This window comes from Clostridium sp. CM036 (assembly GCF_055081135.1).
On the sequence record NZ_CM143652.1, the window covers coordinates 492585 to 512144 of the forward strand.

At 29.8% G+C, this 19560-nt stretch carries 20 protein-coding genes; 19 read left to right on the plus strand and 1 reads right to left on the minus strand.

Annotated features, from left to right (window positions below):
- The first annotated feature begins 370 nt into the window (after positions 1 to 370).
- The 18 genes from ACWJKE_RS02265 to ACWJKE_RS02350 all read left to right on the plus strand — a co-directional run bounded on the left by ACWJKE_RS02265 (position 371) and on the right by ACWJKE_RS02350 (position 17243).
- Positions 371 to 1006: a HutD/Ves family protein gene (locus ACWJKE_RS02265; RefSeq protein ID WP_220319506.1), complete on the plus strand. Its 636-nt coding sequence runs from the start codon at positions 371 to 373 to the stop codon at positions 1004 to 1006.
- Between the two features lie 36 nt (positions 1007 to 1042).
- The gene (locus ACWJKE_RS02270; RefSeq protein WP_220319507.1) at positions 1043 to 2233 is read left to right on the plus strand and encodes a sensor histidine kinase; all 1191 of its coding nucleotides are present in this window, start codon (positions 1043 to 1045) and stop codon (positions 2231 to 2233) included.
- A gap of 14 nt (positions 2234 to 2247) precedes the next feature.
- The gene (locus tag ACWJKE_RS02275; RefSeq protein ID WP_216303065.1) at positions 2248 to 2904 is read left to right on the plus strand and encodes a response regulator transcription factor; all 657 of its coding nucleotides are present in this window, start codon (positions 2248 to 2250) and stop codon (positions 2902 to 2904) included.
- 134 nt (positions 2905 to 3038) lie between these two features.
- Entirely contained in the window at positions 3039 to 3977 is a 939-nt protein-coding gene (locus ACWJKE_RS02280) for an ABC transporter ATP-binding protein (protein WP_216303064.1), read from the plus strand.
- Between the two features lie 20 nt (positions 3978 to 3997).
- Entirely contained in the window at positions 3998 to 5236 is a 1239-nt protein-coding gene (locus ACWJKE_RS02285) for an ABC transporter permease (RefSeq protein WP_220285883.1), read from the plus strand.
- Positions 5237 to 5284: 48 nt separating this feature from the next.
- A complete protein-coding gene (locus tag ACWJKE_RS02290) occupies positions 5285 to 6460 on the plus strand; it encodes an ABC transporter permease (protein WP_220319509.1) in 1176 nt (391 codons plus the stop codon).
- Between the two features lie 102 nt (positions 6461 to 6562).
- The gene (locus ACWJKE_RS02295) at positions 6563 to 6892 is read left to right on the plus strand and encodes a single-stranded DNA-binding protein (protein ID WP_216303061.1); all 330 of its coding nucleotides are present in this window, start codon (positions 6563 to 6565) and stop codon (positions 6890 to 6892) included.
- A gap of 65 nt (positions 6893 to 6957) precedes the next feature.
- On the plus strand, positions 6958 to 7437 hold the full coding sequence (gene msrA, locus ACWJKE_RS02300) for a peptide-methionine (S)-S-oxide reductase MsrA (RefSeq protein WP_220319510.1): 480 nt from the start codon (positions 6958 to 6960) through the stop codon (positions 7435 to 7437).
- Positions 7438 to 7569: 132 nt separating this feature from the next.
- On the plus strand, positions 7570 to 9558 hold the full coding sequence (locus ACWJKE_RS02305) for a sigma-54-dependent Fis family transcriptional regulator (protein WP_220285879.1): 1989 nt from the start codon (positions 7570 to 7572) through the stop codon (positions 9556 to 9558).
- Positions 9559 to 9917: 359 nt separating this feature from the next.
- On the plus strand, positions 9918 to 10388 hold the full coding sequence (locus tag ACWJKE_RS02310; protein ID WP_220319511.1) for a Na+/H+ antiporter subunit E: 471 nt from the start codon (positions 9918 to 9920) through the stop codon (positions 10386 to 10388).
- Positions 10381 to 10650: a monovalent cation/H+ antiporter complex subunit F gene (locus tag ACWJKE_RS02315; protein WP_216303057.1), complete on the plus strand. Its 270-nt coding sequence runs from the start codon at positions 10381 to 10383 to the stop codon at positions 10648 to 10650. The genes ACWJKE_RS02310 and ACWJKE_RS02315 overlap by 8 nt, the downstream gene beginning before the upstream one ends.
- The gene (gene mnhG / locus ACWJKE_RS02320) at positions 10647 to 10967 is read left to right on the plus strand and encodes a monovalent cation/H(+) antiporter subunit G (protein WP_216303056.1); all 321 of its coding nucleotides are present in this window, start codon (positions 10647 to 10649) and stop codon (positions 10965 to 10967) included. The genes ACWJKE_RS02315 and mnhG overlap by 4 nt, the downstream gene beginning before the upstream one ends.
- On the plus strand, positions 10954 to 11193 hold the full coding sequence (locus tag ACWJKE_RS02325; protein WP_216303055.1) for a hydrogenase subunit MbhD domain-containing protein: 240 nt from the start codon (positions 10954 to 10956) through the stop codon (positions 11191 to 11193). Before mnhG ends, ACWJKE_RS02325 begins: the two co-directional genes overlap by 14 nt.
- Positions 11190 to 11912, plus strand: a complete 723-nt coding sequence (gene mbhE / locus ACWJKE_RS02330; RefSeq protein WP_216303054.1) for a hydrogen gas-evolving membrane-bound hydrogenase subunit E — start codon at positions 11190 to 11192, stop codon at positions 11910 to 11912. Before ACWJKE_RS02325 ends, mbhE begins: the two co-directional genes overlap by 4 nt.
- A gap of 2 nt (positions 11913 to 11914) precedes the next feature.
- Complete coding sequence (locus ACWJKE_RS02335; RefSeq protein WP_220319512.1) at positions 11915 to 12277, plus strand: sodium:proton antiporter; 363 nt, start codon at positions 11915 to 11917, stop codon at positions 12275 to 12277.
- Between the two features lies 1 nt (position 12278).
- On the plus strand, positions 12279 to 13751 hold the full coding sequence (locus ACWJKE_RS02340; protein ID WP_220285877.1) for a complex I subunit 5 family protein: 1473 nt from the start codon (positions 12279 to 12281) through the stop codon (positions 13749 to 13751).
- 16 nt (positions 13752 to 13767) lie between these two features.
- Positions 13768 to 15213: a monovalent cation/H+ antiporter subunit D family protein gene (locus tag ACWJKE_RS02345; RefSeq protein WP_216303051.1), complete on the plus strand. Its 1446-nt coding sequence runs from the start codon at positions 13768 to 13770 to the stop codon at positions 15211 to 15213.
- 17 nt (positions 15214 to 15230) lie between these two features.
- Positions 15231 to 17243, plus strand: coding sequence for a complex I subunit 5 family protein (locus ACWJKE_RS02350; protein ID WP_462952925.1), 2013 nt, complete (start codon positions 15231 to 15233; stop codon positions 17241 to 17243).
- 37 nt (positions 17244 to 17280) lie between these two features.
- Here ACWJKE_RS02350 and ACWJKE_RS02355 read toward each other — a convergent pair whose 3' ends face one another.
- Positions 17281 to 18381, minus strand: coding sequence for an iron-containing alcohol dehydrogenase family protein (locus tag ACWJKE_RS02355; protein WP_462952926.1), 1101 nt, complete (start codon positions 18379 to 18381; stop codon positions 17281 to 17283).
- Positions 18382 to 18797: 416 nt separating this feature from the next.
- On the opposite strand from ACWJKE_RS02355, the gene ACWJKE_RS02360 reads away from it, so the two are divergent.
- Positions 18798 to 19508, plus strand: a complete 711-nt coding sequence (locus ACWJKE_RS02360; RefSeq protein WP_216303111.1) for a pseudouridine synthase — start codon at positions 18798 to 18800, stop codon at positions 19506 to 19508.
- The last annotated feature ends 52 nt before the right edge of the window (positions 19509 to 19560 follow it).

Consider the following 19560-nt stretch of genomic DNA (forward strand, 5'->3'; position numbering starts at 1 on the left):
ACAATCCTGAATTAACTGATATGAATATATTATTAGAATTATTAGGTTTAATCTCTCCAAAGTATTTATAAATTATTAGTTTTACTTATTTCCTCTATTGATTTGTATAAAGTTGGCTTTGAAATATCAAACATACTGCAAATAACTTTAACTGTTGTTTTACTTTATTATTATATCACTTAAGATATAATAATATCGGATAGTTTACACGATATCAAGTTCAGATTTAGAAATTGTTAATCCTAAATATTTTTAATTAAGTCCCAGATTAAAGTACAAACTAAAAATTATGACTTCTACTTTCGAAATAAAAGGAAAATACATATAAAAATAGAATGTAAATATGATAAGTAATAGGGGGGAATTATAAATGTCTTACAATATTGAAATAATTAGAAAAAATCAACATAAAACAAGTGAATGGTCTGGTGGTACAACAACAGAGCTTTATATTTATCCTAATGATTCACTATATGGTAATCGTAATTTTAAATGGAGGCTGAGTTCTGCAAAGGTTGGAGTAGAACAATCTACATTTACATCTTTACCCGGAATATCAAGGATTATTATGATTATTGAAGGGAAACTACTTCTTGGCCATGAAGGTCATCATAATGCGGTGTTAAAAGCATTCGAGCAGGATAGCTTTAGTGGAGAGTGGAAAACAACAAGTTTTGGTAAAGTTGTAGATTTTAATTTAATGATGGCACAAGGCTACACGGGGAGATTAGAATCAATTTCAGTTAATAAAGGGGAGTTTAAAGATATATTGTTACACAATAATATCAATGATGTTGAAAAATTTCATCAAATCACAGAAGCATTTTATATAGTGAAAGGTGATGTAGAAATAGCTACAGAAACAAAGGAAAAAATAAATCTTAACAAAGGTGATTTAGCATTAGTAACCACAACAGAGAAAGAAAATAATTTAGAACTTAAGGTTTATAGTAGCAGTCAGGGAGAATCTAAAATTATAAGAGCTTCAATATTTTATTGTGAATAATTTTAAAATTAATATATATATACTGGATGTGGTAAATTGAAGAAAAATAATTATCCGTTTTTAGAATTAATTAAATATATAGTATATTTTCTAGTGGCGCTTTCAGTTGTTATGACCAGTGAATATTCTATGAATATTATGACTAAATTCATTATTTGTATGCTGACATATATATTGAATACTCAGATAAGAATGTATTTTTTATATAAGAGAAAATATGCAGTGATAATTTCTCTTTTTATAGATTTAGTATTAATTTCTATAATCTATTATAGTTTTGGTGGGTTTATTTTTATATATTATTTCATTTCAGTTTTGGATGCTGCTTTGATGCTTCCTAAAGCATATGCATACGTAGTTATTTCATTTTTATATGCAGCGGTAGTATTCCAAAGTAGTAAACCAGTTTATGGTAAGATGCAGAATTATATTTTAGTTAATGTGATTTTTAATACGGTAATTGTAGTTATATTTGGAGTCTTGGGAAGATATATTGCAGAAGAAAGCGAGAGGAAAAGTGAAGCACAGCACTTATATGATAAGCTACGAATATCAGAGGAAAATTTAAAAGAGACCTACGAAAAATTACAGCAGTATTCAAATACTGTGGAAGAACTAACTATTTTGAGAGAAAGAAATAGAATATCGAGAGAAATCCATGATTCTGTTGGTCATACCTTATCTACACTGCTTATTCAGCTTCAAGCAATTCCTTATGTAATGAAAAATGACCAAAATGAAGGTGAAAAAATGGTGAGTAATTTAATCCATTTCACTAAAAATGGAATTGAAAATGTTAGAAGGGCAGTAAAAGAGCTTAAACCAACAGATTTTGACAGTTATCAAGGGGTTTTTGCCCTTCAAGAACTTACTTCTAATTTTGAAAAACTTAGTGGAGTTAAGGTAAGTTTTATTGTTTCTAATGAAAAATGGACATTGAATGGAGATCAGAGCTTCACTTTATATAGAATAGTTCAGGAAGCACTTAATAATTCACTTAATCATGGTAATGCATCTAGTGTGATTATATCACTTCAGTTTTTAGAAGATAGGTTATATTTACATATAAAAGATGACGGAAAAGGCTGTCTTAAAATTAAAAGTGGTTTTGGATTAAAGGGTATAGAACAGAGAGTTAAAAGTCTTGGGGGAGAAGTTAATGTTCATGGTGATAAAGGCTTTGAAATTAGTATGTCCATACCAAAAATTGAAAGCTTTATAGAATAACAGGGGGCAGGAATTTGGAAAAGATTAATATAGCAATTGCAGATGATGAAGTACTTATAAGAGAAGGATTAAAGATTATTTTAAGCTCTAATTTAGAAATAAATGTAGTGGGGTTATGTGGTAATGGAGAAGAAGCTCTAAAATTATGTAGAAATGAAAAAGTAGATGTAGTCCTAATGGATATAAGAATGCCTTTGTGCGATGGAGTTATGGGTACTAAACTTATAAAAAGTGAGTTTAAGGATATAAAAATTCTAATACTAACTACATTTAAAGATGATGAGTATATATATGATGCTATGAAGCATGGTGCAAGTGGCTATCTTCTAAAAGATACATCCTATGATATTATTATGGATGGCATTAAAAGTGTGTATAGAGGCAATGTAGTTATGCACCCTGAGGTAGCAGCCAAAATTATAAATAATACTAAGTCCAATTCCAAAAATACACTAAGTAATATTATGGATAAATATAAGCTAACGTTAAGACAAGTAGAATTTATAATTGGGATAGGAACAGGGCTTACAAACAAAGAAATTGCTAGCAATCTTTTTGTTACAGAGGGAACAGTAAAAAATCACATTACAGAAATACTCTCAAAGCTTGAATTAAGAGATAGAACTCAAATAGCAATTTTCGCACTTAAGAATTCTTTAGTGGATTTTTAATTTTATGACCATTACTTAAGAACATGACTTAAGTAATGGTCAATTTTTTATAGTCATTACTTAACTCAATTGCTATAGATACTGGAAATTTATATAATATAATTATAAGCAAATTATTTAAAGGAGTGTTGAATTTGTCAATAATTGAGATAAACAATGTAACAAAAAGATATGAGGATAAATTAGCTGTTGATAGTATAAATCTTAATATAGAAAAAGGGGAATTGTTTGGATTGGTTGGACCTAATGGTGCTGGAAAATCCACTCTTATTTCAATGATTTGTGGATTATTAAAAGCCGATAGAGGTGATATAAAAATTTTTGATAATTGCATAAATAAAAAACCTGTAGAAGCTAAAAGACACATAGGATTTATACCTCAGGAAGTGGCACTATATGAGAATTTAAATGCATATGACAATCTTGTATTTTGGGGTAGCATGTATGGATTAAAGGGAAGCACGCTTAAAAATAGAATTAAGGAGGTTCTTGAAGCTACAGGACTTACTGAAAGATCAAAGGACAAAGTAAAAAAATATTCGGGAGGTATGAAAAGACGTCTTAATATTGCAGCGGCAATAATGCACCATCCAGATATTATCATTATGGATGAACCAACAGTGGGGATTGACCCCCAATCAAGAAATCATATACTGGAGTTTACTAAAAACTTAAATAGTGAATATGGGACAACTGTTATATATACAAGTCATTACATGGAAGAAGTAGAGAGTTTGTGTAATAGGATTGCAATAATAGATGAAGGCAGGGTTGTTGCTAGTGGTACTAAAGATGAAATTAAGAGAATGGTAACAAATGAAGAGAAATTAGAAATTATTGTAGAGAATTTTAAAGAAGAAATCATATTAAAATTGAAGAGGATAGAGGGGGTTAAGAGAATAAAATATAGTGATCCGTTGCTAATTTTCACTGTTGAAAATTCGCAGAGGAATCTTCAGGATATTATTATAATCCTTATGTCTTCATCCGTAAGAATAAATAATATAAGTGTTGATTCACCAAACTTAGAAACTGTATTTTTAAGTTTAACTGGAAAGAACTTAAGAGACTAAAAAATGTGGAGGTGGGATAAGTGAAAATATTTAGGATATTTATAAAAGACATCAAGGTATTTTTAGGAAATATAAAATTCTATGTACTTATATATTTGATTATGCCTCTTTTATTAGGAGTTCTTTACGGTATGATGTATGAAAAACAACTTAATCCAGATAGGCATATTCCTATAGTAAATGTAGCCTTAATAGATATGGACAAAAGCTCATACACAGCTCCTTTAAAGGATATTCTTACAAATGATGATATGAAAAAATTTGTAGAACTTAGCCAGACACCTGATATAGATGAAGTAAAAGCTAATCTTCAAAAAGGAAAGCTTAAGACTGCCATAGTGATACCAAAGGGTTTTTCAGAAAAGGTTGAAAAAGGTGAAACTGTTAATATAAAGGTTTTAAAGGCCTCCTCCTCTGGTGTTGAATCACAGATTATTTTTGATATAGTAAATTCTTATGTGCAAGTACTTAATAATAATGTAAATATATTTTCTGCAATAGACGGGAGTGTTAATGATAAAACTTCTATAGACATGTTGAAAGAAGCAGTTATAACTCAGACAATCACTTTAAATAGTGAAAAATTTATAAATACAGTTAATATAACTAAAGATAAAAAGCTTAGTGGAAAACAAATTTTTACAATCTCAATGTTAGCATTCATTAGTCTTTATCTATCAGTAATAGGAGGACAAAATATGGTAAGGGAAAAAGAAGATGGCACATTTGCAAGATTAAGATCTACTACTTTAAGTATGAAAAATTTGTATGTAGCTAAAATATGTTTTGTATTTTTTATAACTCTAGTGGATATTACATTATACATGGGCATTTGCAAGGTCATTGGAATAAGCGTTGGGGACAGTTATGTGAAGCTGATTTTAATTAGTATTCTACACGCCTTTGCTATAACAGGTATTAGCGCTTTCATAATGAACCTATATAAAAGCCAGAAAAATTTAAATGCAAGCTTTACAGCAGTAATTATGGTATTTGCTATGCTTGGTGGAAGTTTTTATCCACTTGAATATACTGGGGAAATCATGAGGAAAATTGCTAAAATCACTCCGAATTACTGGATTCAGGATAGCTATAATAAAGTAGTGCTTGGAGGAAGCATAAAAGAGCTAACGGTAAATATTATAGTACTCTTAGGTGTTGGAATTTTAGGAATAGCTTTTGGTGCATTTTTCATGAGAAAAAAAGAAGGGAATAATCTATTTAAAACATTAAACAAGGGAGAAAAGGTTCAGATATAGTAAAAAAATTTAAGTGAATTTATTGTTATGATTAAGGAGGCGACAAGAATGCAGGTTATTCATATGGCATTTTTACATTTAAAAAGAATGTTAAAACAGAAAACACCCATATTTTCAATGATTTTAATACCGGTTTTAGTAGTAGGTGCAATTGTATACTTTACAAGAGATTCTAAAGATTCATTTAATGAGACTGTTGATATTACAATAGTTAATAAAGACAAGGGAAGCTTAGGCAATAAACTTATAGAGGAATTAAAAACAGATAAAAATTTTAAAATTAAAGAATCAGACCTTGCAGAGGCGCAAATAAGAATAAAACAGAATAAGACAGGAGTAACTTTGGTTATACCTGAAATCTTCACGGAAAATTTAGAAAGTGGTAATTTAAAGAAATTAGACATAATGAAATTGTCAGATAGTAATATGGATATTATTATTTCTAAAAAGGTAAATAATTTTGTAACTCAAAGACTTCTTTCAAATAAAGTTATATCCGTTATAAAACAGAATGATATTGTGATAAATACAAGCTATGGTGAAATTTCAAGGAAAATAGATGCTTCTTTAAGTAATAACCCGGTAAAAGCGGAGCTAGAAGAGGTTAAAAAGGATGGAACGCGCACTTTATCAGGTTCATTATCTACAAGTCTTATAATTAATTTTCTTATGTTCTCAATGATATACATTGTCATAGAAATGGTTGAACTTAGAAATAACAAAACCCTGAGAAGAAGTTTATCCACGCCAAATAAAAATGGTAGTATAATAGGCTCTGTGCTTTTATCTATGTTATTCCTATGCTGGATTCAAATAGGACTTATGGTAACAGTAACAAAATATATTTTCCATATATATTGGGGAAAATCGATGTTTGCAGTATTTTTGATATTTACTATTTTTATAGTGGTTGTTTTAAGTATTGGATTATTAATATCAAGGTATTCTAAAAATCAATCTCAGGCTGTTGGTATTGTTAATTTAGTAGTAACCCCAACATGTATTATTAGTGGGACAACTATGCCACTTGAATTTCTTCCAGCAGTATTTAAGAAAATAGCTTATTTTACTCCACAAAATTGGGCATTGTCTGCACTTAATGATGTGGCATTGAGAAATAGCGGCGTCATAGATATACTTCCAAAGTTAGGGATCTTAATTCTGTTTGCACTTGTCTTTTTCACAGCAGGATCGAAATCATTAAAGGAAATGGTTGAAGTATAAGCACACTAATATTTAAAAGAATAACAAACATTTGTTTGTATAAAACCTCTTCTTATTGTCAATAATTTTAAAAAGTTACTAAATAAAAAGGAGAGATATTATATGAATAATGTATCAATAATTGGAAGAATAACAAGAGAACTGGAACTTAAGAGTTTTAATGAGGGTAAAGGGTTTTATACTAGATTCACATTGGCAATTAATAAAGTATCACATAAAGATATGCAACCTGAAGCTGATTTTATAAACATTGTGGCATGGAATGGAATGGCAGAGACGCTGTGTAAATATTTGAAAAAAGGAAGTCAAATTGCTATAACAGGTAGACTATCTAGTAATAGCTACACAGATAAAGATGGAAATAAAAGATATAGCATAGAAGTTGTAGCAGAAGATTTTAAATTTTTGGATAACAAACAGCAAATAGTATAATACTCCTTATGAAGTCGTCAATGCATCTTCTACGAAGATGTTGCAGTTCCAAAGGAGATGATTTAATGGAAAGTATTGTTGTAGCGGGAGGATGTTTTTGGGGTGTAGAAGCTTATATGTCAAAAATAAATGGTATCGCCCAAACTAAGGTTGGATATGCTAATGGTACAAAGAAGGAACCTACATACGAAGAGGTTTGTAAGGGAAATACTGGACATACAGAAGCCTGTTTAATAAGCTATGATGAAGATGTGATATCTCTAGAAAAAATATTGAATAAATTTTGGGGAATAATAGATCCTACTGTTTATAATAGACAAGGAGCTGATATCGGTCATCAATACAGAAGTGGTATTTATTATACTGATAAGAAAGATTTAGACATTATATTAAGAACAAAGGATGAGGTCCAAAGTAGATTCGATAAGCCGGTAGTTACAGAGATACAACCTCTTTCTTGTTTTTATGATGCTGAAGATTATCACCAAAAATATCTACAAAAAAATCCAGGTGGTTACTGTCATATCAATTTAAATGATGATTAAGTTAAATTAATTGATTCTTAAAGATTCCTTGTTTTTTCAGGGAATTTTTTTTGCTTATTTAATATTTTCAATAGCCATTTTATATAATTAGACATATAATGATATTAAAATGCTATGAGAGGGAGGATTTATTTGCCAAATAAAAGATTGCTTGGTAATTCTGAAGATATTATAAAAAAGCGGCAATTATTTGTTTCAAAGGGTATTTTAAATAAAAATGGACTTCGAGATATTATCTCAAAGTCTTGGGAACGAAGCAAATTGAATGATATAGATCCATTTAAAAAGGATTTTACAATTGAACTTACGCAGGATGATCTAAAAAATAAGTATAAGGAATTTATGCCTCTATTACAGACAGCTAAACCATTTATGCAAACACTGTACAATCTACTACAAAATTCTGATTTTATGATTCGTTTAACAGATAGAGATGGATATGTATTAGATCATATTGGAGAGGATAGCTTAATGCGGCAAAATAAATTTCTGGTATTACAAGACGGATATAATGTAAAAGAAGAAGTAATAGGCACTAATGCAATTGGTCTTTCATTAATAACTGGTGAGCCAATACAAGTACTTGGTGGCGAACATTATTTACATGAGTATCATAATTGGACTTCATCTGCATGTCCTATAAAAAATGAAAAGGGAAAAGTTTTAGGGGTATTAAGTATTACAGGTAATTATGAATTTGTACATCCACATACGTTAGGTATGGTAGTAGCCGCAGCAAAGGCTATAGAAAAAGAAATGAAGTTAGAGTATTACAATAAAAAATTGAGAATAGTAAATGAACAATTTTACCAAATTACAGAATCAATTTCCGAGGGCATTATTAGAATAGATAATCAAGGTGATATAATTAGTATGAATAGGTTTGCAAGAAAACTCTTGGGATATAGTGGGAAAGATGTACATAATATTCACATAAGTAATGTTTTATATACTAATAGTGGTAAGGATATTATAAATGTTATGAATAATGGAAAAGAGTATCAGGAGGAAGAAATAGATTTTACTACAAAAATGGGTAGAAATAAAACTTGTATAGTTAACGTTACCCCCATAAAGATTTTTAGCTCTAGTGACTTAGGTGGGGTGCTAATTACTTTTAAAGAGAATAAAGCAGTTCTAAGTATGATTAATAAAATTGTTGGAGCTAATGCAAGATATACCTTTGATGATATATTTGGAAAAAGTCAAAGTATAACCCATTCTATTAAATTAGCATCAATTGCGGCTAAGACTGATGATACTATACTTTTACAAGGCGAGAGTGGCACAGGCAAAGAAATGTTTACACAAGCTATACATAATGCTAGTAGAAGGAAAGATAGGCCCTTTGTATTTTTAAATTGTGGTGCTATTCCTCGTGATCTAGTTTCTAGTGAACTCTTTGGGTATGTAGAGGGGGCTTTTACTGGAGCTAAAAGAGGTGGACATCCAGGGAAATTTGAGCTCGCAAATGGCGGAACAATATTTCTTGATGAAATAGGCGATATGCCCTTAGACGCTCAGATAAGTTTACTTAGGGTTTTAGAAGACCACATGGTAGTAAGAGTTGGAGGACATGATGTTATACCAATAAATGTTAGGGTTATAGCAGCTACTAACAAAGATTTAAAAAAAGAAGTTGAACTAGGAAAATTCCGAAGTGATTTGTTTTATAGGATAAATGTTATGCCAATTTATATTGCTTCCATTAGAGACCGAAAAGAGGATATTAAGATATTTATTGATTATTTTTATGAAAAATTCAGTGAATCTAATGAAAAGAATATAAAAGGAATAAGTGAAAGCTTTTATAAAAGTATGATTAATTATAATTGGCCCGGAAACGTTCGGGAATTACAAAATGTTATGCAACTTGTATTAAATGTAGCTGAAAATAATAGTGTAATTACAAATAAGAGTTTGCCAAGTTATATAAATGAAAAAGAAAATGTTGGAGAAGTAAGTGGCGCAAAGCAACTACTTACATTAGAACAAATTGAAAAAGATGCTATTATGCAAACATTGATTAATGTAAATGATAATATGGCAGCAGCTTCCAGAATATTAGGTATAGGGAGAACCACATTGTATAGAAAGATGGAAAAATATAAGATTAGTTAAATAATCACCTGCGGTTCTGTAATAAGTTGAATTTCTACACCAATAATGATTAGTGTAGAATAGAGTAACCATTACCAGTTAATATAATTATAAAAATCGTATCAATGTGGCACAAGTGTTTCAAAATGGTGCATGTAATCGTTAGCTATAATAATATAGTGTATCGTATTGGTACGATTTTAAATAAGGTGCTTTTATGAAAAACAAAAATTTTATTTAAAATAAAAAAATGAAGTTTATAAACCGTTGAAAATCAATGGATTATAAACTTCATTTTTTTGTCAAAGAAAATTTGGCATGTTTATTGCTAATTGAATATATAAAGAAACTAAGTGAAAATTTATAGGGGGATTTTTAAAATGTATTTTGGAATTGTATATTTATTATTTTGGATCATTCTATCAGCAAATGTGAAAGTTGAAACTATTTGCATTGGTATAATAATAAGTTTATTAGTTAGAAATTTAAATAAAGATTTGATGTGTAGTAATAGACGAGTAAATTTCAAGAAAAGCACTGGAAAATGGTTATCTTACACTATTATATTGATAAAAGAAATAATAGTGTCCAATACTAGTGTGGCAAAAATAGTTTTGAGCCCTCGAATAGTAATATCGCCACAGATAGTAACAATTAACACAAAAATAAAATCTGGCTTTCTTAAAACAATTTTTGCTAATTCTATAACATTAACGCCGGGAACCTTAACCATTTCAATGGATAGAGATAAAATTACTGTGCATTGTTTGAAAAATGAATTTGTAAATGGGCTAATTGATTCAGATTTTGAAAAAATAATTTTAGAAGTTGAGGAAGACATTTATGAGTAAACTATTGATTTTTTCTATTTTATTTTTAGCGGCTACAATTTTTTTATGTATGTTGCGAGCGATTAAGGGGCCAAGTGCAGCAGATAGGCTTATTGCTATTAATGTTATAGGCACTAAAACTATTGTACTTATTCTTATAGTTTCATTTTTACTTAATGAAACTTATTTTGTGGATGTAGCAATAGTATATGCTTTGATTAGTTTTTTATCTTCTATTGTAATAGCTAAATTTATTGGAAATTCAGAAGGGAGAAATATATGAGAGAGTTGATTGTTGCTATTTTTCTTTTTGGAGGGTTATTCTTTTTCATGGTTGGAACACTAGGAATTATAAGATTTCCAGATGTGTTTACAAGAGCCCATAGCGCGGCTAAATGTGATACCTTAGGGGCTATATTATGCCTATCTGCATTGGTAGTATTAAATGGATTAAATATGGTTAGTTTGAAAATTGTATTAATTATTGTATTTGTATGGATTGCGAATCCAACAGCTACACACTTAATTGCTAAGGCTGAGTATACCCGGCAAGCGTCTCTTGCGAAAATAAATGGGGTGAAAAAACATGAAGATATTTAGTTTGATAATGCTGATGTTCTTAATAGGCTCTGCTGTAGTCGTTTCTACTATAAAAAGTTTGCTTGGTGCAATAATAGTATTTATGGTTTATAGCCTTATCATGACAATTCTATGGCAACAGCTAAATGCTCCCGATTTAGCAATAACTGAAGCCGCAGTTGGAGCAGGTATTACTACAATTTTATTTATACTTACACTAAAAAGAGTTAAAGGAGTAAGAAAATGAGAAAATTTTTATCTATTGGGATTACAGCAACTCTAATTATGATTTTACTTTTGGGAGTTAATGAACTCCCCAAATTTGGACAATATGATAATCCCGCCAATAATGAAGTTGCACATTATTATATAGAGAAAACAACAAAAGAAACTGGTGCAATGAACATTGTTACAGGTATTATTTTAGATTACCGTGCCTTTGACACTTTTGTTGAGTCAAGTGTATTGTTTACTGCTTCAATTATAGTTTTGTTACTTCTAAAGAAAGAAAGGAACCCTAAGGATACAGGTACTTACGAAATCATTATAAAAAGTACTATTTTAAAAGAAGTAAGTAAAGTGCTAATACCTTGCATTCAGATTTTTGGGATTTATATAATTTTTTATGGACATCTAAGCCCAGGTGGGGGATTTGCAGGTGGAACAATTATAGGCACAAGTTTCATCTTATATAGAATAATTTATGGTAAAAAGTTTACAGATAAAAAATTACCATACGCAAGATTAATAACCTATCTATGTGGAGCAATTATGTTTTATGGGTTATTAAAAGGGTATAGTTTTATAACTGGTGGAAATCATTTAGGGCTTCCGCAGCCTAGTTTAGGAACACCAGGCAATATACTCAGTGGTGGATTTTTATTGCCACTTAACATATTAGTAGGAAGTATTGTAGCGATTACTATATACTTTTTTTTCACTTTATTTGACAGAGGGGAAATTTAATTATGGAAGGATTAATAAATAATTATTATGAGACTGGCGCAATCATACTGTTTGGAATTGGTTTTGCAATATTATTATTGCATAATAATTTAATAAAAAAAATAATTGGTATGAATATAATGGATACAGCAATTTTTTTATTTTTTATTGCAAAAGGATATATTTTAGGTAAAGATGCTCCCATTATTATAGGGGCGCATAAAGGAATTCAAGGTTACATCAATCCTGTTCCATCTGCGCTTATGCTTACTGGGATAGTTGTAGCAGTCAGTACAACAGCATTTGCCCTTGCACTAACAGTGAGGGTGTATGAAGGATACGGTACCATTGAACTAGATGAAATTATTAAGATGAGGAGTGATTAAAATGAGCCTAATCGAGAGTTTTCCACTTACAATTATATTGATATTGTTCATTTCGGCATTTATAATGCCTTTAATTAAAAACACAAAGATTGTTAAGGGTATTAGTTTAATATCAATGACAATAGTAATGATTTTAGCAGTGATAAATTTAATCTTTGTTATTAACAAGGGAGGATATTTATATAGAATTGGACATTTTAATGCACCTTATGGAATTGAATTCCGCATTGGAATAATTGAGGCTATAATGGGTTTGGTTTTTACATTTGTTTCACTTATGATAATTTGGTATTCAATTTATAGTATAGAAAAGGAAATCAAAGAATCAAAGGTAGCTTTATATTATTTACTTATAAACATTTTAATAGGTTCCTTACTCGGCGTAGTATATTCTAATGATTTGTTTAACTGTTTTGTATTTATAGAAGTAGGAACACTTGCGTCTTGTGGCACTATTATTGTTAAAGACAAAAAAGAAAACATAAAAGCCACTATGAAATATTTAATTATGAGTTGCATCGGATCCGGCCTTGTACTTATGGGAATTGCTTATTTGTATTCAATGACTGGGCATTTGAATATAGACTACATTCATGAAATATTAATTAAAAGCCACTTAAATTATCCAAATGCAGTACTGATTTCTATAGTTTTATTTATTGTTGGTCTTGGAGTAAAAAGTGCTATGTTCCCACTTCACAATTGGCTACCAGATGCCCATTCAAGTGCACCTACCTCCTCAAGTGCACTTTTATCTTCTTTAGTTTTAAAGGCATTTATTTTACTTTTAATTAAAATATTATATAGACTTTATGGAATAGAAATAATTAAGTATTATTCTGTTTTGAATATTATACTGATATTAGGTAGTTTAGGAATGATAATGGGCTCAGTTTTTGCTATCTTTCAAAAAAATATAAAAAGAGTTATAGCATATTCTACTGTGGCACAAATGGGGTATATATTTCTTGGTATAGGTCTTGGAACTGATTTAGGAGTTTCCATTGCTATATTCCATATTATTGGGCATTCGGTAACTAAATCAGCTTTGTTTTTATTAGTTGGTGGAATGATAGAACAAACAGGACATAAAACATTAGAACATTTAAAGGGAATAGGGAGAGAAATGCCACTAACCTTAGGATTATTTTCTATGGGTGCACTATCTATGATAGGAATTCCGATATTGCCTGGATTTGTAAGCAAGTGGCACTTATCTTTAGCATCTATAGCATCTGGAGATACAATTTTAGTAGCGGTTATATTGCTTAGCAGCTTATTAAATGCAGTATATTATTTTCCAATCATAATAAATGGATTTTTTGGAGAAGAAAATTTACAAGATAAAGTATATAAATCTAAAAGCAAACCTGTAAAAGAATTGATGCCTGTAATTTTTCTAGTGATTTCAATGGTTTACGTGGGATTAACATCTAGTGGTATTATAGATTTAATTAGCCTAGGACTTAAGTAGAGGAGATGCTTCGCAGTTGAATAATATCACAATAATAATACCAATTTTATTCCCATTTATATTAGCAATAATTATGGCAACAATAAAATTAGATGAAAAGAAAAGAAATATTTTTGTTAGTATGGGCGTTATATTAAATTTTATTTTTCTAGTTACTATATTTTATGTGTTTGGAGAAAGTAGAACTCATCTATTCAAAATAAATGAATTTCTAGATATTTATTTTAAAATAGATAAGTTAAGTATATTGTTTTCTTTATTAGTTGCAATTTTATGGATTTTCACTGCTTTCTATGCCATAGAATATATGAAACACGAAGGCAAAGAGAGAAAATTTTATACTTTTTTTCTTGCAACACTCGGTGTAACCATAGGAATTGCCTTTTCGGGAAATCTTATAACACTTTACGCTTTTTATGAATTTCTTACATTGTCAACCTTCCCGCTTGTAATTCACACTGATTCAAAAGAAGCGTTAAAAAGCGGGAAAAAATATCTGATATATTCATTTGTAGGAGCCACATTGGTTTTGCTTGGAATGATTTTATTATTCAGCATTACGAAGGATACAACATTTGATGCTCATGGTATTTTGCCAGCACTAACAAATGATAATAAAAACCTATATTTGGTAAGTTACGTTTCCATGTTTTTAGGTTTTGGAGTTAAAGCGGCCCTTGTGCCATTCCATTCATGGCTACCTGCAGCAATGGTTGCTCCAACTCCCGTTAGTGCACTGCTTCATGCAGTCGCTGTTGTAAAATCGGGAATTTTTGCTATTATACGGATGAGTTATTTTATCTTTGGGACAGAAATAATTAGGCAGCTCCATATAAATATATTTTTAAGTATTCTGATAGTAATTTCAATTTTAATGGGTTCATTCTTAGCATTACATCAAGAAAATTTAAAAAAGAGGTTAGCTTACTCAACCATTAGTCAATTAGGATATGTATTATTAGGCGTGGTTCTTTTAAATGAAGATGCATTTGTTGGAGGTCTGCTTCATTTAATTAATCATGCAGTAATTAAGATTGTTCTTTTTTTCTGTGTTGGAGCGATAATGTACACTACGGGGAAAACAGAGATTAGTCAGATTAGAGGTATTGGCAAACAGATGCCAATAACAATGGGGTGTTTTAGTGTAGCTGCAATATCACTTATCGGAATTCCACCAACAAATGGTTTTGTTAGTAAGTGGTTTCTAGCTCAAGGCGGACTTACAGAAGGGAAAATGGTTTTTCCTGCAATATTGCTTATTAGTGCATTATTAACTGCTTTATACCTTCTTCCAGTTATAAAAGAAGCCTTTTTCAAAAAAGGGGAGAACACTATAGTTAAGGAAGCACCAATAAAAATGTTACTACCCATAGTTATGATAACCATTATAATTGTTTTACTTGGATTATTTCCTAATATGCTTATCTCATTTATTCAGAAAATTGCTAGTGAGGTAATTTAAGAAAGGAGGGTATTATATTGAAATCCACTACGTATTTACTGTTTATTCTGCTGTTCCCACTTATTAGTTCTTTAATAGGCTACATTATAGGCATGAAAAATGAAAAATATAGAGATATCTTTAATATTGTAATGACTGCCATTGTATTTGTGGTTACTACTATATTATATAAATATGTTGTAGTACAGCCAATAGAGCTATCTATACCTTATATTATGGGTACAGGCCTTCATTTAAAATTGGATATGTTTAGGTATGTTTTTGTCTGGCTTACAGCTATGATATGGTTTTTAACTACAATATATTCAACACAGTATTTAAAAAATCCTAAAAATAGGAATAGATATTATCTGTTTTTTATGTTAACTCTAGCGAGTACTATTGGAATTTTCATATCAGAAAACTTCTTAAATTTGTTTACTTTCTTCGAAATTATGTCGTTTACATCATATGCTTTAATAATTAACGATGAAGATGATTATTCGCATGATGCAGGAAATACTTACATTATAATGGCAGTAACTGGTGGTCTTATTTTGCTTATGGGATTATTTTTGCTGTATAATTATACTCAAACATTAGATATTAGTGAACTTAGAGCTTGCGTAAGCAAGTTAGGTGATGTAAAGTATCTTATCGTAACTCTAATTATTATAGGGTTTGGTGTAAAAGCAGGAATGGTACCATTACACATATGGTTACCGAAGGCATATCCTGCAGCGCCAACGCCTGCAACTATTGTTTTATCTGCAGTTTTAGCGAAGACCGGTATATTTGGAATTATATTAACTATTGAAGTAATTATGAGTGGAGATTTTATGATTTCAATTATTATTCTAGTGATAGGTCTTCTAAATATGTTCATTGGTGGTTTTCTAGCCATGATGCAGAGAAACATAAAAAGAATTCTTGCATATAGTAGCATGAGTCAAATTGGCTATATTCTTGTTGGAATAGGATTAATAGGGGTTTTGAAAGAGCATAGAACTATAGCTATTTATGGTACAATGTATCATGTTATAAATCATGGAATTTTTAAAGCCTTATTATTTATGGGCACAGGAACCATATATTTGGTGCTAAATGAGGTTAGCATAAATAAAATTGGTGGCTTTGGAATTAATAAACATGCATTAAAGATAATGTTTTTTATAGGCGTTCTATCGGTAATAGGGATGCCTGGTTTTAATGGATTCACTAGTAAAACAATGCTGCATGAGGCACTTATCGAAGCGGAGCATATGTATGGGGGGGTGTTTTTTAAAACATGTGAAATTGTGTTTATAATAAGTAGTAGCTTTACTGTAGCCTATTTACTGAAAATATTTGTAGCTGTATTTATAGAAAAAAGCAATCAAAATATTGAAAAGGTAAAGGCAAAGATAACTAAAATGACACTTTTACCAATGGTTATATTTAGTTTAATGAGTATTTATATTGGACTTAATCCAAGTGTAATCTTACATGTGCTAGATAAAGCTTTAAAGCCATTTGGAAATGCTGAGCCAATAGCCGTGGATTTCTACACTTTAAATAATATTAAAAGCTCCTTTATAATAATATTAATTGGTATCGTAATTTATATGGGATTTATAAGAAAAGTGTTAAAAAAAGGGGAAGGTACTAATTGGTATTATGTGAACCCAACTTTAAATTGGATAAGTTTAGAAAAACATATATATAAGCCTCTAGGAAAAGGTATTATTTTTATTAGTTGCTTTATTTTTCATATAATTGATCGCTTAGTAGTTAACAGTGTTACTTTTATAGGGAGAAGTATTGATTCAATTAATAAAAGGGAAATCGATTATGGAAAAGCTATTATAAGAAGGATGAGAAGCGTATTCATCAATTTATTTAATACTCAAGATATTAATAAATGCAAAATTGAGATGGCAGAGGAAAAGTCAGAAATTATAAATGTAAAATCAAAAATAGAAGAAATAGGGTATAACATGAATAGTTTAACTTACTCATTATTTATATTTGGTATATTACTCGTAGTGTGTTTGTTATTTTTAATGTCCTAAAAAAAAGCAAATGTTAATTTGCTTTTTTTTAAAATATTTATAATTTGAAACTATTCTTATAAATATTTAGTATATCTTCTCGCTTTACAGGTGTGGGATGATTTTTTAACTTATTATTGTTTAAGGTCATTTTGTCACTATAAGAACATACGTCTTCATAAGTTACACTATTTACATCACCAAGCATAGAGTTTAGAAAATAGCCAAGTTCATCTAAATTCTCTAGGGTTAATAGATATAAAATCTTTTTAACTTTACTTTTATCACCGCAAAATTCTAAATATGACTTTAAAAGTATTCCATTTGCTTTCCCATGAGGTATATTATGAAAATATGTAAGAGCATAACCCATTCCATGTGGAAGAGATGTTCCAGATTGCGCTATAACCATACCAGCTAAAGTAGAGGCTACCATTAGTTTTTTTCTTATAGTGTAGGTGAAATCTTTTTCTTTTATCATATTTAGACATTCACCAAATAATTTTAATCCCTTTTCTGCTAAAGCATCACTTAATATACTTGCGTTTGTTGACAAATATCCTTCTATTAAATGTGATAAAGCGTCTACTGAAGTATTAATAGTTATTTTTTCTGGTAAAAACATTAGATATTTTACATCCAGCAGAGCATATTCAGGAAATATTCTTTGACATATACCATGCTTTGTTTGTAGTTCATTATCTGTAACTATAGAATAAGGAGTTGTTTCAGTTCCTGTTCCAGCTGTTGTTGGCACGGCAATTATAGGTATAGATTTTAAATTTGGGCTTTCAAATAAATTACATATTGTATCATTTGGGTTATTTATGAGCACACCGGCTGCCTTTGCGGCATCAATGGGAGATCCCCCTCCGATTCCAATAATGAAATTAGATTTTTGTAATATTCCAAGTTTTGCAATGGCTTCTACAGTTTCTAAAGAGGGATTTTCTTCTACATTATTAAAAACATCATATTTAATTCCCTCTTTTTTCAGCGCATTAGTAACATCTTTTAATGAACCATTAGTGATTGAAGAGGTTTTACCAGTAACAATTAAAGCTTTTTCTCCATAATTACAAAATAAATTGCTATTTTTTAGTACTACGTCTTCATCTAGTAATATTTTTGTTGGCATGTAGTAATTAGTAAAGTTCATAGTATATCCTCCTTTTATAATAATATATTTTGTGTATATTATAGCATTAGATACATCAAAATAAAAACAAGTCAAATCTATTAGTAATTGAAGTTGTTAATAATGCAATATATTTCCTTGGAAATATATTGCATTATTAACGGTGCTTGTGTTTTAAAATGAAAAATAATTTTTCAACAATTGATTTTTTATTAATATACTATATAATTATCCGTGAAGACTTATTTATATATATATTAATTTTAATTTTAAATCAATTTTATTTCATAATAGATTATGAAATGTGGTTAGAAATATTTGGTGAAAAATACATTTATAGTGATATTCATTTATTAAGTGGAATTTAGCTTATGAAATTTTTTTAATAGGAGATATATATTTATACAGTGACTAAAATAATATTAGGAAGTGATATAGTGGAAGAACGATTGCAAAAATTCATGGCGAGCTGTGGTGTTGCTTCACGAAGAAAATGTGAGGAAATAATTACAGCAGGAAGAGTAAAAGTAAATGATTTAATGGTTACAGAACTTGGTCATAAAGTTGACCCTGAAAAAGATAGGGTACATGTGGATAATAAAATTATCAATATGGAAGAAAACAAAGTTTACATTGCACTAAATAAACCAGAAGGGATAGTATCTACTGTAAAGGACGAAAAAGAAAGAAAAACTATTCTAGATTTGGTGAAGGTAAAAGAAAGAATATATCCCATAGGACGGTTAGACTATGATACATGCGGTTTAATTATATTAACGAATGATGGAGATATCTATAATAAGGTTATTCACCCAAGACAAGCAATCAACAAAGTTTATTTAGCAATACTAGAAGGATGCCCAAATGAAGAAGAAATATCTAAGTTCTGTAATGGGATAGATATTGAAGGATACATTACAGCGAAAGCGGATCTTCAAATAAATAAGAGGGTTGGATTCAACTGCAGGGTTACAATTACTATACATGAAGGAAAAAATCGCCAAATCAGAAAAATGTGTGATGCAATAGGACATCCAGTTATTGCATTAAAAAGAGTTTCTGTGGGCAATATTTTATTAGGCGATATGGAAAAGGGTTCATGGAGAAACTTGACTGAAGATGAAATAAAATATTTGAAAAATCTATAATTAAATGATGCATTTTATGTGGGACATGAAGGAGTTTTTCATTTTATTTGGT

Excerpts from the sequence above, each read along its gene's own strand:
- ACWJKE_RS02265 (WP_220319506.1), top strand. The coding sequence starts at position 371 with ATGTCTTACAATATTGAAATAATTAGAAAAAATCAACATAAAACAAGT.
- ACWJKE_RS02290 (WP_220319509.1), top strand. The coding sequence starts at position 5,285 with ATGCAGGTTATTCATATGGCATTTTTACATTTAAAAAGAATGTTAAAA.
- ACWJKE_RS02295 (WP_216303061.1), top strand. The coding sequence starts at position 6,563 with ATGAATAATGTATCAATAATTGGAAGAATAACAAGAGAACTGGAACTT.
- msrA (WP_220319510.1), top strand. The coding sequence starts at position 6,958 with ATGGAAAGTATTGTTGTAGCGGGAGGATGTTTTTGGGGTGTAGAAGCT.
- ACWJKE_RS02310 (WP_220319511.1), top strand. The coding sequence starts at position 9,918 with ATGTATTTTGGAATTGTATATTTATTATTTTGGATCATTCTATCAGCA.
- ACWJKE_RS02315 (WP_216303057.1), top strand. The coding sequence starts at position 10,381 with ATGAGTAAACTATTGATTTTTTCTATTTTATTTTTAGCGGCTACAATT.
- mnhG (WP_216303056.1), top strand. The coding sequence starts at position 10,647 with ATGAGAGAGTTGATTGTTGCTATTTTTCTTTTTGGAGGGTTATTCTTT.
- ACWJKE_RS02325 (WP_216303055.1), top strand. The coding sequence starts at position 10,954 with ATGAAGATATTTAGTTTGATAATGCTGATGTTCTTAATAGGCTCTGCT.
- mbhE (WP_216303054.1), top strand. The coding sequence starts at position 11,190 with ATGAGAAAATTTTTATCTATTGGGATTACAGCAACTCTAATTATGATT.
- ACWJKE_RS02335 (WP_220319512.1), top strand. The coding sequence starts at position 11,915 with ATGGAAGGATTAATAAATAATTATTATGAGACTGGCGCAATCATACTG.
- ACWJKE_RS02340 (WP_220285877.1), top strand. The coding sequence starts at position 12,279 with ATGAGCCTAATCGAGAGTTTTCCACTTACAATTATATTGATATTGTTC.
- ACWJKE_RS02355 (WP_462952926.1), bottom strand. The coding sequence starts at position 18,381 with ATGAACTTTACTAATTACTACATGCCAACAAAAATATTACTAGATGAA.